This window comes from Protaetiibacter intestinalis (assembly GCF_003627075.1).
Taxonomy (GTDB): Bacteria; Actinomycetota; Actinomycetes; order Actinomycetales; family Microbacteriaceae; genus Homoserinibacter; species Homoserinibacter intestinalis.
The window spans coordinates 1,139,563-1,157,209 of record NZ_CP032630.1; the positions used below are offsets into that span (position 1 = coordinate 1,139,563).

Below are 17,647 nucleotides of genomic sequence, written 5' to 3' on the forward strand. Positions count from 1 at the left end.
TGGGGCTCTGCCCGGCCGAAAGGGCCCAAAAGTACGTACTTTCGCGGACTGGGGGCCTGTTAATCTCGGGCCATGAGCGACGGAGAGGGGTGGGGGCCCGACTCGTGGGATGCCGCGAGCCCCGACACCGTCGTGCACGGCGACAACCTCGAGGTGGCGCGCGCGCTGCCGGATGCGAGCTTCCGCCTCGTGTACCTCGACCCGCCGTTCAACACCGGCCGCACCCAGCGGCACCGCGCCGTGCAGACCGTGCGCGACGCCGACGGCGACCGCACCGGCTACGGCGGCGAGCGCTACCGCACCGTCATCCGCAGCCTGTACGGCTACGACGACCGCTTCGAGGACTACTGGGCCTTCCTCGAGCCGCGTCTCGCCGAGGCCTGGCGGCTGCTCGACGACCGCGGCACCCTCTACCTGCACCTCGACTACCGCGAGGCGCACTACGCGAAGGTCGCCCTCGACGCGCTGTTCGGCCGCGACTGCTTCCTCAACGAGCTCATCTGGGCCTACGACTACGGCGGCAAGTCGAACCGCCGCTGGCCGGCCAAGCACGACACGATCCTCGTCTACGTGAAGAACCCGGCCTCCTACTACTTCGACAACGAGACGGTCGACCGCGAGCCCTACATGGCGCCCGGGCTCGTCACCCCCGAGAAGGTCGAGCGCGGCAAGCTCCCCACCGACGTGTGGTGGCACACGATCGTCACCACGAACGGCTCCGAGCGCACCGGCTACCCCACCCAGAAGCCGGAGGGGATCCTGCGCCGCATCGTGCAGGCCTCGAGCGCGCCGGGGGATGCCGTGCTCGACCTGTTCGCCGGCTCCGGCACGACGGGGGCCGTCGCATCCGCCCTCGGCCGGCGCTTCCTGCTCGTCGACGCGAACCCGGACGCCGTGGCCGTGATGCGCGCCCGGCTGCCGGCTGCGCGCGTGCTGGCCACCGCATCCGCCGCCACTACCCTGGACGCATGAACCCGCGCCACGACGCCCGCCCCCACATCGAGAGCTGGCTGACCGACATGGACGGCGTGCTCGTCCACGAGAACCAGCCGCTTCCCGGCGCCCCCGAGCTCATCCACCACTGGGTCGAGTCGGGCACCCCGTTCCTCGTGCTGACGAACAACTCGATCTTCACGCCGCGCGACCTCGCGGCGCGGCTGCGCGCCTCCGGTCTCGAGGTGCCCGAGGACCGCATCTGGACGAGCGCCCTCGCGACGGCCGAGTTCTGCAAGAGCCAGATCCCGGGCGGCGCCGCGTTCGTGATCGGCGAGGCGGGCCTCACGACGGCGCTGCACGAGGCGGGCTTCGTGATGACCGAGACCGACCCCGACTTCGTGGTGGTCGGCGAGACGCGCAACTACTCGTTCGAGGCGATCACGAAGGCGATCCGCCTCATCAACGCGGGCGCCCGCTTCATCGCGACGAACCCGGATGCGACGGGCCCGTCGGCCGACGGCGTGCTCCCCGCGACGGGCGCGATCGCCGCGCTCATCACGAAGGCCACCGGCAAGGACCCGTACATCGTCGGCAAGCCGAACCCCATGATGTTCCGCTCGGCGATGAACAAGATCGCCGCGCACTCCGAGACGACCGCCATGATCGGCGACCGCATGGACACGGATGTCGTGGCCGGCATCGAGGCGGGCCTGCACACCGTGCTCGTGCTCACGGGCATCAGCGACGAGGCCGAGATCCAGCGCTACCCGTTCCGCCCCGACGAGATCCTCGCGGGCGTCCACGAGCTGCTCCCCTGATCTCTGTCAAACGCTGTAGCGCTTGGCGTTCCGCGCCAGGGATGTCTGCCGCCGGCCGCCAACCGCTGCAGCGTTTGACCCGGGATCAGGCGGCGGGGGTCGCGGGCACGGCGACGGAGCCGGTGAGGGGCTCGCCGGAGGAGCGGCTGACGAAGCAGTAGTAGAAGCGGTTGCCCTCGTCCCACTGCTCGGCGTTCGCGGGGTAGCTGCCCTGGAACTGCAGGTCGGGGTACTGCCCCGCCTGCGCGAGGTCGATCACGCCGGGCGCCGTGCACAGCAGCGAGAGCTGGCCCTGCAGCGCATCCGCCCCCGGGTACGGGTCGTCGGTGACGCCCTCCGCGGAGGGGGCGAAGGTGCCGCGCAGCACCATCTGGGCCGGATGCGGCGTCGCGCAGTCGACGACCGTGAACTCCTCCGCCCACGGGTCGACGTAGGGGTCGAGGCACTCGCCGCCGAGCAGCGCATCCCACGCCCAGACGCCCGGCTCGACCGGCCCGACCGGCGCGGCGGTGGGGGTCGGAGTGGGGGTCGGGGTGGGCGTGACGCTCGGCGTGGGGGTCGGCGCCGGAGCCAGCGCGCCGAGCCTCGTGCCGAGCAGGAAGAGCGCCGCGAGCGCGAGCAGCGCGACGAGCCCGCCGACCACCCCGAGCAGGACCTTCTGGGTGCGGCTGATCCGCACCGGCACCTCGGGCCGCCCCTCGACGGCGACCGCGGCCGGTCGGGGCGCCCCGGCGGCCTCGGCGTCGTAGTCGCGGAAGTTGTCCTCGCCGAAGAGTGTCTCGAGCGCGGAGCTCGTGCCGGGGTCGGGCGCGACGGCCGCCGCCCCGAGCAGCTCGGTCGCGGAGACGTTCGCGTACGGGTCGACGGCGGGCTCCGGCACGGATGCCATGAGCTGGGTCGGCTGATCCCAGGAGGGCGCGTCGGCCGCATCCGGCGCCACCTCGGGCAGTCGCGCGGTCTCGAACGGCATGGGCGCCTCGGGCGGAGCCGCGGGCGGTTCGGCTCCGTCGAGGGAGGGCTCGATCGGCGGGGGCGTCCAGGCGACGGTCGGCGCGGGGTCGACGCTCGGCGGTTCGACGAGCGGCGGCGGCACGGGGAGCGGCGGCGGGGCCACGGCCGCCGGCGGGGCGGCGGGCGGCACCGGGGCAGCGGGCGGCGGAGTCGCCGCCGGAGGCTCCGCGGGCGTGCGGGCTCCGGGCGTCCACGCGGGGGTCGGGATGAACTCCGGCTCCGGCGGCACGGCGGCGGGCGGAGTCAACGCGTTCGCCGCGGGCGGCGTGGTCGCGCGCAGCCCCCAGTCGAAGCCACCCGCGGGCGGAGTCGACGCGTTCGCCGCGGGCGGCGTGGTCGCGCGCAGCCCCCAGTCGAAGCCACCCGCCGGCGGGGCCGTCGCCGCGGGTGGCGGGACCGGTGCCGCGGTGGGCGGCGGGGCGACCGGCGGCGGCGTGGCCGCCGGCGGCTTCCGCACCTCGCCGGTCTCGTCGAACTGCGACGAGAGCCAGTCGCTCGGGGACTGCTCGTCGTCGCCGGGTCGTTCGCTCATCGGTATCGGGGGTCTCGGATGCGCTTACTGCGGCTCGAGGCCGAGGTCGGCGAGCCGGATGGCGGCGAGGTAGGGGTAGCCGGCGGCCTCGATGCGCTCCTGCGCATCCGTCGCCCGGTCGACGACGACGGCGACGGCGACGACCTCGGCACCCACCTTCTCGAGCGCCTCGATGGCCTTGAGCGGCGAACCGCCCGTCGTGGAGGTGTCCTCGAGCACGATGACGCGCTTGCCCGCGAGGTCGGGGCCCTCGACCTGCTTGCCGCGCCCGTGGTCCTTCGGCTCCTTGCGCACCACGAAGGCGTCGTAGGAGAGGCCGCGTGCGGCACCCTGGTGCAGCACCGCGGCCGCGATCGGGTCGGCGCCCATCGTGAGCCCGCCCACGGCGTCCACCTCGGGGATGTCGGCGATGAGGTCGACCATGACCTGCCCGATGAGCGGGGCGACGCGGTGGTCGAGGCTCACCTTGCGCAGGTCGACGTAGTAGCTGGCCTTGCGGCCGCTCGTGAGCGTGAAGTCGCCGTGGAACACGGCCTCGTTCGAGATGTACTCGATGAGCTGGCTGCGCGCGTCGGTCACGGCCTACAGCCTAGAGGGATCAGATCGGGCTGCGGCCGATCCGGCGCTGCAGCCCGACCACGCGGATCACCGCGATCACGCCGACGACGGTCACCGGCCAGGCGAGCAGGGGCCAGTCGAGCACGAACGCGGTCACGGCGACCGGAAGGCACGCGACGACCACCGCGATGCCGCGCACCGCCGTCCGCGCCGTCGGGAGGTGCTGCTCGTCGAGCTCCACGTAGTTGAAGGCGACCACCTCGTCGGCGCGGAAGACGGTGAGCAGCGGGAACGTCACGATCATGAGCACGCCGAGCGCCGCGGCCATGCCGAGACCGGCGCCGGCGAACAGGGTGAGCGCCCACGGGTTGCCGACGTCCGCGGGGAACACGAGGTGGTCGTCGCCGATGCGGCCCTCCACGTCGAGGGCGGCGTACGAGATCGCGACGGTGGCCGCCGAGACGAGGGCGGATGCCGTGGGCACCACGAGGGTGCGCCGCAACGCCTCGGCGATGCGGTTGACCGACAGTCTCCGCCACACCACCTCGAGCTCGCCGATCGCCCCGACGATCGCGGGGAAGGCGACGAGCACGTTCGACCACGGCAGCTCCGCCCGATCGTCGGGGATCGACAGCTCCATTCCGATCACCGTGAGCGGCACGCTCAGCGCGATCGCCGCGAGCACGAGCGGCGAGAGCGCGGTCCGGAGGAACCAGGGCAGACGCATCCTCCGAGGGTGCCACACGACGTCATCCGCGGTGGCCGCTAGCGTTGCCGTATGCGCATCGCGACCTGGAACATCAACTCGATCCGCACCCGTCACGCGCGCGCCATCGACTGGATGCTGCGGGAGGACGTCGACGTGGTCGCCTTCCAGGAGATCAAGTGCACCGAGGCGCAGTTCCCCTTCGCCGCCTTCGAGGACGCCGGCTACGAGGTGGTGCTGCACGGCCTCAACCAGTGGAACGGCGTGGCGATCGCGGCGCGGCACGCGATCGAGGATGTCGGGGTCGGCTTCCCCGGCCAGCCCGGGTTCCTGAAGGGGCACGAGGGCCCGGATGCGCCGCTCGAGGCGCGCGCGATCGGCGCGACGGTCGAGGGGCTGCGGCTGTGGAGCCTCTACGTGCCGAACGGCCGCGCGCTCGACGACCCGCACTACGCCTACAAGCTCGACTGGCTCGCGACCCTCGCGGCCGACACCCGCGACTGGCTCGCGGCCGACCCCGAGCTGCCGCTCGCGCTCATGGGCGACTTCAACATCGCCCCCCTCGACTCCGACGTCGGCGACCCCACCTTCGTGCCGGGCGTCTCGACCCACATCTCGCCGCCCGAGCGCACGGCGTTCGCCGCGTTCGAGAAGGCGGGGCTCGCGGATGTGGTGCGCCCGATCCGCCCGGAGGGCTTCACCTACTGGGACTACAAGCAGCTGCGCTTCCCGCGCAACGAGGGCATGCGCATCGACTTCATCCTCGGATCGCACGCCTTCGCCGACCGCGTCGTCGACGCCTCCATCCACCGCGAGGAGCGCAAGGGCGACGGCCCGAGCGACCACGTGCCCGTCGTGGTCGACCTCGATCTGGGGGCGGCGGACGACGACGACCGCCCGATGATCTTCTAGGCTCCCCCGCCCGCTCAGCCGGCGGGGATCGCGGCGACGGCCTCGATCTCGACGAGGACCCCGGGACGCGACATCGGCACCGTCACGACGGTGACCGCGGTGCGGTGGGTCCACTCGGCGGCGCTCGCGGCGTAGGCCTCGTTCGGGGCGACCCCCGACGTGAGGAAGATGCTGAGCTTCGCCACGTGCTCGGGGCCGGTGCCCGCCTCGGCGAGCACGGCCTTCACGTTGCGCAGCGCCTGCGCGGTCTGCGGGCCGAGGCCCTTCACGAGGTTGCCGTCGCCGTCGACGCCGTTCTGACCGCCGACGAACAGGATCGGCCCGGCGGGCACGATCATCCCCTGTGCGAAGGCGGGGCTCGTGGCCATGCTGGGCGGGTCGACCGGTGTGATCTGTGCGTTCATGGCTCGAGTCTCCTCGGGTCCTCCGACGCTGAGTGGTCGGTTTCTCGCCTCATTTATCTGAAATGGGGCTGAGAACCGACCGGTCAGCGATTACGTCTTGTTGCATCCGGTGTCGACGGACGGATGCGGAGCCGGGAGCATGACGGGGCACCCGTCGTCGACCCGAGAGCACCGCATGAGCACCATCGAGAGCGCCAGTCCGAGTAGCACCGAGAGCGCCAGCCCGAGCAGCGCCGGAACGGGCGCCGCCCGCACCGCCCGCAGCCCCTGGGCGGGCACCGCATCCGCCGAGGAGCTCGCGCGCTGGCGCGGGGTGGCCGAGGCGGTCGCCGAGCAGCTGCGCCCCGGCGCCCTCGAACGCGACCGCACGGGCGACCCGCGCGCGGCGCTCGAGGTGCTGCGCGCCTCCGGGCTCGCGAACCTCGTGGTCCCGGCCGAGAACGGCGGGCACGGCGCCCACTGGGAGACCGCGTTCGAGGTGATCCGCACCGTGTCGCGGGCGGATGCCTCGCTCGGGCAGATCCTCGGCTACCACTACCTCAACCAGGCCTGCGTCGCCTTCTACGGCGACCCCGACGGCCGCGAGCGCTGGTACCGCGCCTCCGCCGAGCGGAACCTGTTCTGGAGCGACGCCTTCAACCCGGTGAGCCCCGACCTCTCGTTCACGGCCGACGGCGACGGCTACCTGCTGAACGGCGTCAAGCGCTTCGCGACGGGCGCCGCCGCGACCGACGTCGTCATCTCGGGCGCGATCGCCGAGGGCGGCCGCCACGACGGCGAGCTCGTCGTGTTCGCTCTCGATTCGCGCCGCGCGGGCGTCGAGCACCCCGACGACTGGGATCACCTCGGCCAGCGGGCCTCGGCATCCGGCTCGATCCGCTTCACCGACGTGCGCATCACCGAGGCGGATGTCATCGGCGTCGACCGCGAGGAGCCGTTCGCCGCGCTCGTCACGCCCGGCGTGCAGCTGCTGCTCGCGAACGTCTACCTCGCGGGCGCCCAGGGTGCGCTCGAGCAGGCGCGCGAGCTCGTGCTGGCGCGCTCGAACGCCTGGTTCCTCTCGGGCGTCGAGCGCTACGCCGACGACCCGACCGTGCACCGCGTGCTCGGCGAGCTCGTCGCGCAGACGGCCGCCGTCGAGGCGCTCGCCGACCGGCTGGCGCGCCGCTTCGACGAGGCGGTCGCGCTCGGCGCCGCCACGACGGAGGCGGACCGCGGCCGCATCGAGGTCGAGATCGCGGCGCTCAAGGTCGCCTCGACCCGCGCCGCGCTCGAGGTGACGAACCGGGTCTTCGAGGTGACCGGCGCATCCGCCACCGCGAACCGCATCGGCCTCGACCTGTTCTGGCGCAACGTCCGCACCTACACGCTGCACGATCCGGTCGACTACAAGTCGATCGAGGTCGGGGCGCACTTCCTCGACGGCCGCCTGCAGCCCGTCTCGCTGTACACCTGATGGGCGCGCTCGAGGAGGCGATCGACCGCATCCGCGAGGGTGCCGTCGAGCGCGAACGCGACCGTGTGCTGCCGTTCGAGCAGCTCGGCTGGCTGCGGGATGCCGGCTTCGGCGCCCTGCGGGTGCCCGCGGATGCCGGGGGCGGCGGGGCGGACATCGTCGCGCTCACCGCGGCGCTCGTCGACCTCGCGGCCGCCGACCCGAACGTGCCGCAGGCGCTGCGCGGGCACCTCGCCTTCGTCGAGGACCGCCTGTGGGCGCCCGAGGGCCCGGATCGCGACCGCTGGCTGGCGCGTTTCGCGGCGGGCGAGCTCGTGGGCAACGCGGTCACCGAGATCGGCAACGTGACGCTCGGCGCCGTCTCCACCCGCCTCGACACCAGCCACGGCGGTTACGCGATCACGGGCACGAAGTACTACACGACCGGCAGCATCTTCGCCGACTGGATCGACGCCAACGCGATGCGCCCCGACGGCGTCGAGGTGGCCGCGCTCGTGCGTCGCGACCAGCCCGGCGTCACCATCACCGACGACTGGGACGGCTTCGGCCAGCGCCTCACCGGCAGCGGCACGACCGTCTTCGAGGCCGCCCACGTCGACGCCGCCGACGTCTTCGACTTCGCCACCCGCTTCCCCTACCAGACGGCCCTCTACCAGCTCGTGCTCGTGGCGGTGCTCGCCGGCATCGCGCAGGAGGCCGAACGGGATGCCGTGCACGAGCTGCGCACGCGCGCCCGCGTCTTCAGCCACGGCGCCGCCGCCACCAGCCGCCACGACCCGCAGCTGCTCGAGGCGATCGGCCGCCTCTCGGCCACGACCGCCGCCACCCGCGCCATCACCCTCGACGCCGCGCGCGTCGTGCAGCGGGCCGCCGAGGCGCGGGGCGCGGATGCCGCGACCGTCGCCGAGCACAAGCGGGCCGCCGAGCTCGCCGTCTCGCGCGCCCAGCTGAGCGTCACCGAGCTGGCGCTGCGCCAGACGACCGCCCTCTTCGACGTGCTCGGCGCCTCCGCCACGAGTGCGGCCCGCGACCTCGACCGGCACTGGCGCAACGCCCGCACCGTGGCATCCCACAACCCGGTCGCGTTCAAGGCGCGCATCGTGGGCGACGCGGTCGTCAACGATGCCGAGCCGCCCTACGAGTGGTACGTGGGCGTGCCGCCGAAGGGTGCCGCGTCGTGAGCGAGATCATCCTCAACGCGTTCAGCATGAACACCCCGAACCACCTCTCCTCGGGGCTCTGGCGCCACCCGCGCGACCGCTCGCGCGGCTACCGCACCCTCGAGCACTGGCTGGACCTCGCGCGCACCCTCGAGGCGGGCGGCATCGACGTGCTGTTCCTCGCCGACGTGCTCGGCGTCTACGACGTGTACGGCGGCAGCCCGGATGCCGCGCTCCGGGCCGGCGCGCAGGTGCCGGTCGGCGACCCGCTGCAGCTCGTACCGGCCATGGCATCCGTCACCGAGACCCTCGGCTTCGGGGTCACGGCATCCGTCTCCTTCGAGCACCCCTTCCCCTTCGCCCGCCGCATCTCGACGGCCGACCATCTGACGAACGGCCGCATCGGCTGGAACATCGTCACCTCCTACCTCTCGAGCGGCGCGCTCAACCTCGGCGTCTCGGGGCAGGTGGCGCACGACCGCCGCTACGACATCGCCGACGAGTACCTCGAGGTCTGCTACCGCCTGTGGGAGGGCAGCTGGGCCGACGACGCGGTCGTCGCGGATGCCGCATCCGGGGTGTACGTCGACCCGGCGAAGGTGCGCGCGATCGACTTCGCCGGCGAGTTCTTCCGGGTGCCCGGGCTGCACCTCGCCGAACCCTCGCCGCAGCGCACCCCGTTCCTGTTCCAGGCGGGCGCCTCCCCGCGCGGGCTGCGCTTCGCCGCCCGGCACGCCGAGGCGGTGTTCGTGGCCGCGCCGAGCGACGCCGTGCTCGCGAAGCAGGTGGCGGCCGTGCGCGCCGCCGTCGCCGAGGCGGGGCGCGACCCCGACACCGTGCCCGTCATCAACCAGCAGACCGTGATCCTCGCCGCGACGGATGCCGACGCCGAGGCGCTCTACCGCGAGTACCTCGAGGTGGCCGACCCGATCGGCGCGGCCGTGCTGCTCTCGGGCTGGACGGGCATCGACTTCTCGCGGCTGGATCCGAATGCCCCGCTCGCCGCCCAGGGCAGCGACGCCATCCAGTCGGCCGTCGACGCGTTCACCGCGGCCGACCCGAGCCGGGTGTGGACGCCGCGCGAGATCGCCGACTACGCGCGGATCGGCGGCGACGGACCGGTCGTCGTCGGCTCGCCTTCGACGGTCGCCGACGTGCTGGAGCGCACCGTCGAGACCACGGGCGTGAGCGGCTTCAACCTCGCCGCGACGGTCTCGCCCGAGGGCTGGGAGCAGCTCACCGGGCTGCTCGTCCCGGAGCTGCGCCGACGCGGCCGACGGCCCGCCGAACCGCGCCGCGGCACCCTGCGCGAGAAGCTCTCCGGCGCCGGAGCGCGGGTCGCCGACGACCACGCCGCCGCGGCCTTCCGACACACGTCGTAACGCTGCGTCGCACCCCGTCACACACGTTCGCGCAGCCCCGCCCGGGGGCGATAGCGTGCCGCATCCGCACGGCGGAGCACCCCCACAGATCCCGAAGGACCCCACCATGACCACCACGACCACTCGCCCCGCCGAGACGGCTCCCCAGGGCGACGACGCCCCGGAGCGCGCCGTCACCGGCAAGCTGCGCGGCTCGCTCGGCGTCGCCAGCATCGTCTTCATCGTCGTCGCCGCGGCCTCGCCGCTCGGCGTCATCGGCGGCCCCGTGCCGCTCGGCATCGCCTTCGGCAACGGCGCAGGCTTCCCCACGATCTTCCTCGTCGTGACGGCCGTGCTCGTGCTCTTCGCGGTCGGCTTCACGGCGGCGACGCCCTACGTGCGCAGCGCGGGCGCCTTCTACGCCTACGTCGACAAGGGCATCGGCCGCGGGGCCGGCCTCGGCACCGCGTTCTCGGCGCTGCTGTCGTACCTCGTGCTCGAGGCCGGCGTCTTCGGCCTGTTCGGGCCCGGCGTCGACAACCTGCTGCAGTCGTACGGCCTGCCCGCCGTGCCGTGGTGGGCGTACGCCGCGGTCGGCTTCGTCGTCGTCTCCGCGCTCGCCTACTTCAACATCGAGCTCTCGGGCCGGGTGCTCGCCGTGCTGCTGATCGGCGAGGTGCTCATCGTGCTCGCGCTGGATGCGGCGGTCGTCTTCTCCGGCGGCGGCCCCGAGGGCTTCTCGACCGGCTTCCTCGACCCCGCCCAGATCGTCTCCGGCGCGCCCGGCTTCGCCGTGCTCTTCGCGCTGCTGAGCTTCATCGGCTTCGAGGCGACCGCCGTGTTCCGCGACGAGGCGAAGGACCCCGACAAGACCATCCCGCGGGCCACCTACATCGCGCTCATCTCGATCGGCGTCTTCTACGCGATCTCCAGCTGGGCGCTCATCAGCGCCAACGGCCAGTCGACGATCGTCGAGAACGCCACCGCCAACTTCGGCACCATCCTGAGCGACACCACCGAGCAGTACCTCGGCGCGGTCGGCGGCCACATCATCCAGGTGCTGTTCGTCACGAGCCTCTTCGCGTGCATCCTGTCGTTCCACAACATCTCGACGCGCTACTTCTACTCGCTCGCCCGCAAGGGCGTGATCGCGAAGCCCCTCGGCATCGCGCACGCCCGGCACGGCTCGCCCTCGCGCGCCTCGCTCGTCACCGCCACCATCGTGGGACTGCTCGTGGTCGCCGCCGTCGCGCTCAACCTCAAGCCGATCGACGAGTTCTACACCTGGCTCGGCGGCATCGCCTCGGTCGGCTTCGTGCTGCTGCTCGTCATCACGACGGCGTCCGTCATCGGCATCTTCCGCAAGGAGCCGCACGGCGTGAGCCTGTGGCGACGCCTGATCGCGCCGACGCTCGCCCTCATCGGCCTGCTCGGGTTCTTCGCGATCATCCTCTGGAACCTGCCCGCCCTCGTCTACGAGGACAGCTACGGCCCGTTCTCGATCGGCATCCTCGTGCTGCTCGCGCTCGCGTTCCTCGCGGGCCCGATCGTCGGCCGCTTCCGGAAGGGCGCCGAGCTCGACTGATTCGGTCCTGGCCCGCGGGGGGCACGTCGCCTAGTCTGGCGGCGTGCCCCCCGTCGCATCCGTGCCCGGCGCGTCGCTCACCTTCGACGTCGCCGGTGACGAGGGCGCGCCCGCGGTGCTCTTCGTGCACGCGGGCGTCGCGACGCGGGCGATGTGGGATCCGCAGTTCGACGAGCTGGCATCCGACCACCGGGTGATCCGCTACGACACCCGCGGCTACGGCGCCTCGCCGGGGGCCGCGGTGCCCTACTCCGAGGTCGACGACCTCGTCGCGGTGCTGGATGCGGCGGGCGTCTCACGGGCGACCGTGGTGGGCGCCTCGCGCGGCGGCCGCTTCGCGCTCGACGCGGCCCTCGCGCATCCGGATCGGGTGGTCGGCCTCGTGATGGTCGGGTCGAACCCGAGCGGGCAGCGCGAGGAGGGCATCGAGTACACGCCGAACGAGCTCGCGCTCGAGGCGGCGATGGACGAGGCGGAGGCCGCGCAGGACGTCGACGCGCTCGTGCGCATCGAGGTGCAGCTGTGGGACATCGGGCCGGACCGCGACGCCGACGACGTCGACCCGGCGTTCGTCGAGCGGGCGATCGAGCTCAACGTGGGGGCCGCGCACTGGGACTTCGCGGGCGAGGCGACCCCGCCCGCCGACCCCGCAATCGATCGGCTGGGCGAGGTCGCCGTGCCGACGCTCGTCGTGATCGGCGACCACGACGTGACGGATGCGAAGGTCGCCGCCGGCCTGCTGCTCGCCGGCATCCCGGGCGCCGAGGAGGGCCGCTTCCCCGACGCAGCCCACCTGCCGAGCGTCGAGCACCCCGCCCGCTTCACCGCGCTGCTCCGCGACTTCCTCGTCCGCCACGGCCTGTGACCCGCGGCCGGGCGCACCCTCGCCCGGCGGAGTCAGGCTGCGGGAGGCCGGAACAGGTTCACGAGCGTGCCGGCGGGGTCGCGCACGATGGCCGAGCGGTTGCCCCACGGCATCGTCGCCGGCTCGAGCACGGCCTCGGCGCCGAGCGTGACGGCGTGCGCGAACGCCGCCTCCACGTCGTCGACGAGGAACTCGACGATCGCCGCGGAGCCCGACCGGTTCGTCGCGTCGACGAAGGGCGCCGTGACGACGTCTCCGATCGCGAGGGTGCCGGTGGGCGCGGCGAACACGGCGAACACGGGAGCCACGCGCTGGGCCTCGAGCCCCGTGAGGGCTTCGTAGAACCCGGTGAGCCCGGGGACGTCGTCGGTGATGATGCGGACGGATGCGAACTGCATGGTCTTCCTCTCGGTGGATACCTCGGGCAGGCTAGGAGCGATACCGGTCGTGCCACGACCGGTATTCGGAATCGAGGCCCGGAATGCAGCAGGCGGTGCGCGCCTTCGCGCTGCTCGAGGTGCTGCAGTCGGGCGGCACGCATCCGGTCTCGCGGTTGCGCGAGCGCCTCGGGGCGAGCGAACGCACCATCCGACGGGACATCGAACTGCTGCTCGAAGCGGGCGTGCCGATCGAGGCGGTGCGCGGCCGACACGGCGGCTACCGCGTCACGCCCGGCTACCGCACGCCGTCCCTCCTGTTCACCGACGAGGAGGCGCTCACGACCGTCGTCGGACTGCTGCTCGCGGGCGAGGCGGGGCTGCTGAGCGACGCGGACGGCGCGGCGGCGAGCGCGGCCGCGAAACTCCGCCGCGCGCTGCCGGCCGCGCTGCGCCGCCGAGTCGACGCCGTGCTGGGCTCGGTCACCGCGACCGGCGCGGGGCGCGAGCCGACCCCGGCCGCCACCCGCACGGTGCTCGATCTCGCGGACGCGGTGCGCGAGCGTCGCGCGGTGCAACTCGCCTACGCGCGCGCCGACGGGGTACGCGTGGATCGGCTGGTCCACCCCTACGGTGTGGTCGCGCACGACGCCCACTGGTATCTGGTCGCGGGCGTCGAGGGGGTGGCCGAACCGCGCGTCTTCCGGGTCGACCGCATCCTGCGCCATCGTCTCCGGCGCGCCGTGTTCCGCGGGCCGGCCGAGTTCGACATCCGCGGTTTCCTCCTCGCGAGTCTCGCATCCGTGCCCCGCGCCCATGTGGTGCGAGTGCGGGTCGACGCCGGGCTCGACGCGGTGCTGCGCCGCTTCCCGCCCGGCGCCGCGACCGTCGAGACCGCGGACGACGGATGGCTGCGCATCGAGCTGCGCGCCGAACGACTCGACTGGGTCGCGGCCGCGATCGCGGGCCTCGACCGCCCGTTCGTGATCGAGCAGCCCGACGAGTTGCGCGACGAGGTGCGGGCCCTCGCCGCCCGGCTCGTCTCCTCCCTCGCTGACCGGTCGGTTTCTCGCCTCAAACCGGAGGTTTGAGGCGAGAAACCGACCGGTCAGCGACGGGAACCTGCGCGGATGTGCGCGGAATCGTGCGTGCACGCAACGATCCAGCGCGGTTGGCAACCCTTCGCACAACGATCCTTCGTAGGCTCGATGCCGGAAGGAGGCGCCATGACCACGCTCGCCCAGCCCGCATCCATCATCGGAGAACCGGAGGTCGTGGAAGACGCCTCCACCGCCGAGCAGAGCGCCGCCTGGGCGCAGCTCAAGGCCGCCGCCACCGGCCTCGCCGCGCTGCAGGAGAAGGACGGCTCGATCCCGGATGCCGCCCGCCACCCCGAGGCGAGCGGTCACGTCGCGGCGCTCGTCGCCGGCATCCGCGCCCTCGCCCCCGCGTTCCCGCACGACGCCGCCTACCTCGAGGCGCTGCCGCACGACTTCGCGCGCTGGGAGGCGGACGGCTTCGGCGTGCCCGACTTCCTCGACTCGCTCGTCGCCTTCGACCCCGCGAGCCACCGCGTCGACGGCCTCCGCCACCTCGTCGTGTTCCCGATGTACACGCAGAACGGTTCGCCCGACCGGCACGTCGAGGCGCTCATCGTCGAGGTGATCTGGCCCGAGTTCATCGCCCGCCTCGAGGAGCGGTACACGAACAAGCTGTTCGTCTCGCTGCGGCTCGTCGACTTCACGGCCGGCTACGACACGAACTCCGCGGTGCTGTTCCCCGAGACGGTCGCGATGCGCGAGATCCCGCCGTTCACCTGGGGGGCGATCTTCCAGGACCGCGAGGCCGCCCGCTTCCGGGTCGTGGTCGACGCCGCCGCCGAGATCACCAAGCTCGAGCTGCTGCCCAGCCAGCGCCTGCTGCTGGAGGACCAGGGCCTCGCCGAGGAGGTCTTCGTGATGTGGGACCTCATCCACGACCGCTCCCACATGCGCGGCGACCTGCCGTTCGACCCGTTCATGATCAAGCAGCGGATGCCGTACTTCCTCTACTCGCTCGAGGAGCTGCGCTGCGACCTCACCGCGTTCCGCGAGTGCGTGAAGCTCGCGCGCTCGGAGGACGCCGACGAGCGCACCCGCGACCGTGCGGTGCACGTGCAGCACGCGATCCTGTTCGACCGGCTGTTCCGCTTCCCGCTCACCGGCTCCCGCATCCGCAACTACGACGGGCTCGGCGGGCAGCTGCTGTTCGCGTGGCTGCACCAGCGCGACGTTCTGCACTGGACCGACACCCAGCTCGCCTTCGACTGGGATCAGGTGCCGGATGCCGTGATCGCCCTGTCGGACGCCATCGACGAGCTGTACTGGCGCTCGATCGACCGCCCGAAGACGGCGCACTGGCTGGCCGCCTACGAGCTCGTGCGGGGCACGCTCGCCCCGAACCCGGCATCCGTGTGGGCGCGCGGGCTGCCCGACGAGGTGCTCGCCGGCGCCCCGAAGGGCTACACGGACGCGGTGCTCGACGACGAGTTCCCGCTGTCGATGTTCTACGAGGCGCTCGGCAAGAAGATGACCGACGTGATCGAGTCGACCAAGGGCATCACCGGGTGACGCCGTCCCCGAAAGTACGTACTTTTGGGCCGAAATCGCTCCCGAGCGCCCAAAAGTGCGTACTTTCGCGGAGAGGAGGAGGCGCGTGAGGGTCGTCGTCACCGGAGCGAGCGGGATCGCCGGGCGGGCCGTGTGCTCGCTGCTGCGCGAGCGCGGCGACACCGTGATCGCGGTGGGCACGGATGCCGGGAGGCTCGCGTCGGTCGACGCGGCAGAGCGGATGGTCGCCGACCTCACCGACGCGGATGCCGTGCGCGCCCTCGCGGCGGATCTCGGCCCCGTCGACGCGGTGCTGCACCTCGTCGGCGGCTGGCGCGGCGGCGATTCGGCCGAGGTGGACGCGTGGTTGCGTCCGCGCCTCGTCGACAGTCTCGCGCACGTGATCGCGGCGTTCGAGGCGGCCCTCACCGCGTCCGCGGGTCGTCTCGCGATCGTCAGCTCGACCGCAGTGAAGCCGGACGCCGAACCCACGAGTTCCTACGCGCGCGCCAAGGCGGACGCCGAGGGGCTGGTCGCCGAGCTGGGCGACCGCCTCGGGGCGGCGGGCGGCGCCGCGACCGTGTTCGTCATCCGCTCGCTCGGCGAGGAGGGCACCCCTGCAGCCGTCCTCGCCGAGCGCCTCGCCGCCTGGCTCGACGCCCCCGCCGCCTCCGTGAACGGCGCCCGCGTGTCGCTCACCCTGCGCTGACCGGTCGGTTTCTGGCCCCATTCCCGCGGTTTGGGGCCGATTACCGACCGGTCAGCGTAGGGGGAGTTGGGATACTGGCCGCATGACTCGGATGCGGGATGTCGTCATCGTGGGTGGCGGGCACAACGCCCTCGTCGCCGCCGCCTACCTCGCGGGTGCGGGCCGCAGCGTGACGCTGCTCGAACGGCAGCCGCACCTCGGCGGCGCTGCCATCTCGGCCGAGGTGTTCCCGGGCGTCGAGGCCCGCCTCTCGCGCTACTCCTACCTCGTGAGCCTGCTGCCCGAGCGCATCCGCCGCGACCTCCGGCTCGACATCGCCCTCGCCCGCCGCCGCTTCTCGTCCTACACGCCGCTGCCCGGCACCGACCGCGGTCTGCTCGTCGACACGGGCGACGCGGATGCCACCGCCGCGAGCTTCGCAGGCATCGGCGCGGCCTCCGACCTCCCCGCCTGGAACGCCTTCGGCGCCGACACCGCCCGCCTCGCCGCCGCGATCTGGCCGACCGTCACCGACCCGCTGCTCACCCGCGCGGAGGCCCGCCGCGCGGTCGGCGACGACCGGGTGTGGGCGGAGCTCGTCGAGGCGCCCATCGGCCAGACGGTCGAGCACCGCTTCGCCGACGACCTGGTGCGCGGCGTCGTGCTCACCGACGCGCTCATCGGCACCTTCGCGCCCGTGGTCGACCCCACGCTCGCCGCCAACCGATGCTTCCTGTACCACGTGATCGGCGGCGGAACCGGGCACTGGGATGTGCCGGTCGGCGGCATGGGAGCCGTGAGCGGGGCGCTCGCGCGGGCGGCACGGGATGCCGGCGCCGAGCTGATCACGGGCGCCGAGGTCACCTCGGTGACCCCCGACGGCGAGGTGAGCTACCGCACGGGCGATGCCGAGCACCGCCTCGCCGGGGCGACCGTGCTCTCGGGGGTCGCCCCCTTCGAGCTCGCGCGGCTGCTCGGCGAGCGGGCGGAGCGGCCGGAGGGCGCCCAGGTGAAGGTCAACCTGCTGCTGACGCGCCTGCCGCGGCTGCGCGACGCCTCCGCCGACCCCGCCGCCGCCTTCGCCGGCACCTTCCACGTGCACGAGGGCTTCGCCGCGCTCGACACCGCACACGCGAGCGCCGCCGCGGGTCGCATCCCCGCGCCGCTGCCGCTCGAGAGCTACTGCCACTCGCTCACCGACCCCGGCATCCTCTCGCCCGAGCTGCGGGCGGCGGGCGCCCAGACCCTCACGGTGTTCGCCCTGCAGACCCCCGACCGGCTGCTCGAGGGCCGCGACCCGGATACGGCGCGTGCCGAGCTGCAGGATGCCGTGCTGGCCTCGCTCGACTCGGTGCTCGCCGAGCCGATCGCGAACGTGCTCATGACGGATGCCGCGGGCAACCCGTGCATCGAGACGGCGACGACGCGCGACCTGGAACAGAGCCTGCGGATGCCGGGCGGTAATATCTTCCACGGCCCGCTCGCCTGGCCCTGGGCCGAGGACGACACCCCGCTCGCCACCCCCGCCGAGCGCTGGGGCGTCGCGACCGCGCACCCCCGCATCCTCCTCTGCGGCTCCGGCTCCCGCCGAGGCGGCGCGGTCTCCGGTCTCGGCGGCTACCACGCCGCGATGGCCACCCTCGAGTCCTGACCCGTCGTCGCTGACCGGTCGGTTTCTCGCCCCATATAG

17 protein-coding genes are annotated in these 17,647 nt (G+C 73.0%); 12 read left to right on the forward strand and 5 right to left on the reverse strand.

Features of this window, described 5'->3' with window-relative positions:
* The first annotated feature begins 72 nt into the window (after positions 1–72).
* Both D7I47_RS05470 and D7I47_RS05475 read left to right on the forward strand, forming a co-directional pair.
* On the forward strand, positions 73–972 hold the full coding sequence (locus D7I47_RS05470; RefSeq protein ID WP_120762105.1) for a DNA-methyltransferase: 900 nt from the start codon (positions 73–75) through the stop codon (positions 970–972).
* A complete protein-coding gene (locus tag D7I47_RS05475) occupies positions 969–1,754 on the forward strand; it encodes an HAD-IIA family hydrolase (protein WP_120762106.1) in 786 nt (261 codons plus the stop codon). Before D7I47_RS05470 ends, D7I47_RS05475 begins: the two co-directional genes overlap by 4 nt.
* A gap of 85 nt (positions 1,755–1,839) precedes the next feature.
* On the opposite strand, the gene D7I47_RS05480 is transcribed toward D7I47_RS05475, so the two are convergent.
* From D7I47_RS05480 to D7I47_RS05490, 3 genes are read right to left on the reverse strand one after another with little or no spacing between them, the layout of a single operon-like run.
* The gene (locus D7I47_RS05480) at positions 1,840–3,297 is read right to left on the reverse strand and encodes a hypothetical protein (protein ID WP_120762107.1); all 1,458 of its coding nucleotides are present in this window, start codon (positions 3,295–3,297) and stop codon (positions 1,840–1,842) included.
* A gap of 24 nt (positions 3,298–3,321) precedes the next feature.
* Positions 3,322–3,876, reverse strand: coding sequence for an orotate phosphoribosyltransferase (gene pyrE, locus D7I47_RS05485; RefSeq protein ID WP_120762108.1), 555 nt, complete (start codon positions 3,874–3,876; stop codon positions 3,322–3,324).
* Positions 3,877–3,895: 19 nt separating this feature from the next.
* The gene (locus tag D7I47_RS05490) at positions 3,896–4,582 is read right to left on the reverse strand and encodes a hypothetical protein (protein ID WP_120762109.1); all 687 of its coding nucleotides are present in this window, start codon (positions 4,580–4,582) and stop codon (positions 3,896–3,898) included.
* Positions 4,583–4,633: 51 nt separating this feature from the next.
* Here D7I47_RS05490 and D7I47_RS05495 point away from each other — a divergent pair, with 51 nt between their 5' ends.
* Positions 4,634–5,473 (forward strand): exodeoxyribonuclease III, encoded by an 840-nt coding sequence (locus D7I47_RS05495; protein WP_120762110.1) that lies wholly within the window; start codon positions 4,634–4,636, stop codon positions 5,471–5,473.
* A 14-nt stretch (positions 5,474–5,487) separates the two neighbouring features.
* On the opposite strand, the gene D7I47_RS05500 is transcribed toward D7I47_RS05495, so the two are convergent.
* The gene (locus tag D7I47_RS05500) at positions 5,488–5,877 is read right to left on the reverse strand and encodes a RidA family protein (RefSeq protein ID WP_120762111.1); all 390 of its coding nucleotides are present in this window, start codon (positions 5,875–5,877) and stop codon (positions 5,488–5,490) included.
* A gap of 175 nt (positions 5,878–6,052) precedes the next feature.
* On the opposite strand from D7I47_RS05500, the gene D7I47_RS05505 reads away from it, so the two are divergent.
* From D7I47_RS05505 to D7I47_RS05525, 5 genes are all read left to right on the forward strand, one after another.
* Positions 6,053–7,333, forward strand: coding sequence for an acyl-CoA dehydrogenase family protein (locus D7I47_RS05505; protein WP_120762112.1), 1,281 nt, complete (start codon positions 6,053–6,055; stop codon positions 7,331–7,333).
* Positions 7,333–8,514: an acyl-CoA dehydrogenase family protein gene (locus D7I47_RS05510; RefSeq protein WP_120762113.1), complete on the forward strand. Its 1,182-nt coding sequence runs from the start codon at positions 7,333–7,335 to the stop codon at positions 8,512–8,514. Before D7I47_RS05505 ends, D7I47_RS05510 begins: the two co-directional genes overlap by 1 nt.
* Positions 8,511–9,875, forward strand: coding sequence for an LLM class flavin-dependent oxidoreductase (locus tag D7I47_RS05515; RefSeq protein ID WP_227000883.1), 1,365 nt, complete (start codon positions 8,511–8,513; stop codon positions 9,873–9,875). The genes D7I47_RS05510 and D7I47_RS05515 overlap by 4 nt, the downstream gene beginning before the upstream one ends.
* Positions 9,876–9,981: 106 nt before the next feature.
* Positions 9,982–11,439, forward strand: a complete 1,458-nt coding sequence (locus D7I47_RS05520) for an APC family permease (RefSeq protein WP_120762114.1) — start codon at positions 9,982–9,984, stop codon at positions 11,437–11,439.
* A 43-nt stretch (positions 11,440–11,482) separates the two neighbouring features.
* The gene (locus D7I47_RS05525; RefSeq protein WP_120762115.1) at positions 11,483–12,304 is read left to right on the forward strand and encodes an alpha/beta fold hydrolase; all 822 of its coding nucleotides are present in this window, start codon (positions 11,483–11,485) and stop codon (positions 12,302–12,304) included.
* Between the two features lie 32 nt (positions 12,305–12,336).
* Here the strand turns inward: D7I47_RS05525 and D7I47_RS05530 are convergent, their stop codons facing one another.
* A complete protein-coding gene (locus D7I47_RS05530; RefSeq protein ID WP_120762116.1) occupies positions 12,337–12,702 on the reverse strand; it encodes a VOC family protein in 366 nt (121 codons plus the stop codon).
* Between the two features lie 83 nt (positions 12,703–12,785).
* Between D7I47_RS05530 and D7I47_RS05535 the strand changes: the two genes are divergently transcribed.
* From D7I47_RS05535 to D7I47_RS05550, 4 genes are all read left to right on the forward strand, one after another.
* The gene (locus D7I47_RS05535) at positions 12,786–13,772 is read left to right on the forward strand and encodes a helix-turn-helix transcriptional regulator (protein ID WP_120762117.1); all 987 of its coding nucleotides are present in this window, start codon (positions 12,786–12,788) and stop codon (positions 13,770–13,772) included.
* 135 nt (positions 13,773–13,907) lie between these two features.
* Positions 13,908–15,290 (forward strand): DUF6421 family protein, encoded by a 1,383-nt coding sequence (locus tag D7I47_RS05540; RefSeq protein WP_120762118.1) that lies wholly within the window; start codon positions 13,908–13,910, stop codon positions 15,288–15,290.
* Positions 15,291–15,375: 85 nt separating this feature from the next.
* Positions 15,376–15,978, forward strand: a complete 603-nt coding sequence (locus D7I47_RS05545) for an NAD-dependent epimerase/dehydratase family protein (protein ID WP_227000885.1) — start codon at positions 15,376–15,378, stop codon at positions 15,976–15,978.
* 82 nt (positions 15,979–16,060) lie between these two features.
* Positions 16,061–17,608: a phytoene desaturase family protein gene (locus D7I47_RS05550; protein ID WP_120762120.1), complete on the forward strand. Its 1,548-nt coding sequence runs from the start codon at positions 16,061–16,063 to the stop codon at positions 17,606–17,608.
* Positions 17,609–17,647 lie beyond the last annotated feature (39 nt).

What these genes read in the sequence shown, in the direction of transcription:
- D7I47_RS05550 (WP_120762120.1), top strand. Translation starts at nt 16,061, where the DNA reads ATGACTCGGATGCGGGATGTCGTCATCGTGGGTGGCGGGCACAACGCC.
- D7I47_RS05470 (WP_120762105.1), top strand. Translation starts at nt 73, where the DNA reads ATGAGCGACGGAGAGGGGTGGGGGCCCGACTCGTGGGATGCCGCGAGC.
- D7I47_RS05520 (WP_120762114.1), top strand. Translation starts at nt 9,982, where the DNA reads ATGACCACCACGACCACTCGCCCCGCCGAGACGGCTCCCCAGGGCGAC.
- D7I47_RS05495 (WP_120762110.1), top strand. Translation starts at nt 4,634, where the DNA reads ATGCGCATCGCGACCTGGAACATCAACTCGATCCGCACCCGTCACGCG.
- D7I47_RS05535 (WP_120762117.1), top strand. Translation starts at nt 12,786, where the DNA reads ATGCAGCAGGCGGTGCGCGCCTTCGCGCTGCTCGAGGTGCTGCAGTCG.
- D7I47_RS05530 (WP_120762116.1), bottom strand. Translation starts at nt 12,702, where the DNA reads ATGCAGTTCGCATCCGTCCGCATCATCACCGACGACGTCCCCGGGCTC.
- D7I47_RS05475 (WP_120762106.1), top strand. Translation starts at nt 969, where the DNA reads ATGAACCCGCGCCACGACGCCCGCCCCCACATCGAGAGCTGGCTGACC.
- D7I47_RS05490 (WP_120762109.1), bottom strand. Translation starts at nt 4,582, where the DNA reads ATGCGTCTGCCCTGGTTCCTCCGGACCGCGCTCTCGCCGCTCGTGCTC.
- D7I47_RS05510 (WP_120762113.1), top strand. Translation starts at nt 7,333, where the DNA reads ATGGGCGCGCTCGAGGAGGCGATCGACCGCATCCGCGAGGGTGCCGTC.
- D7I47_RS05500 (WP_120762111.1), bottom strand. Translation starts at nt 5,877, where the DNA reads ATGAACGCACAGATCACACCGGTCGACCCGCCCAGCATGGCCACGAGC.
- D7I47_RS05505 (WP_120762112.1), top strand. Translation starts at nt 6,053, where the DNA reads ATGAGCACCATCGAGAGCGCCAGTCCGAGTAGCACCGAGAGCGCCAGC.
- D7I47_RS05480 (WP_120762107.1), bottom strand. Translation starts at nt 3,297, where the DNA reads ATGAGCGAACGACCCGGCGACGACGAGCAGTCCCCGAGCGACTGGCTC.
- D7I47_RS05540 (WP_120762118.1), top strand. Translation starts at nt 13,908, where the DNA reads ATGACCACGCTCGCCCAGCCCGCATCCATCATCGGAGAACCGGAGGTC.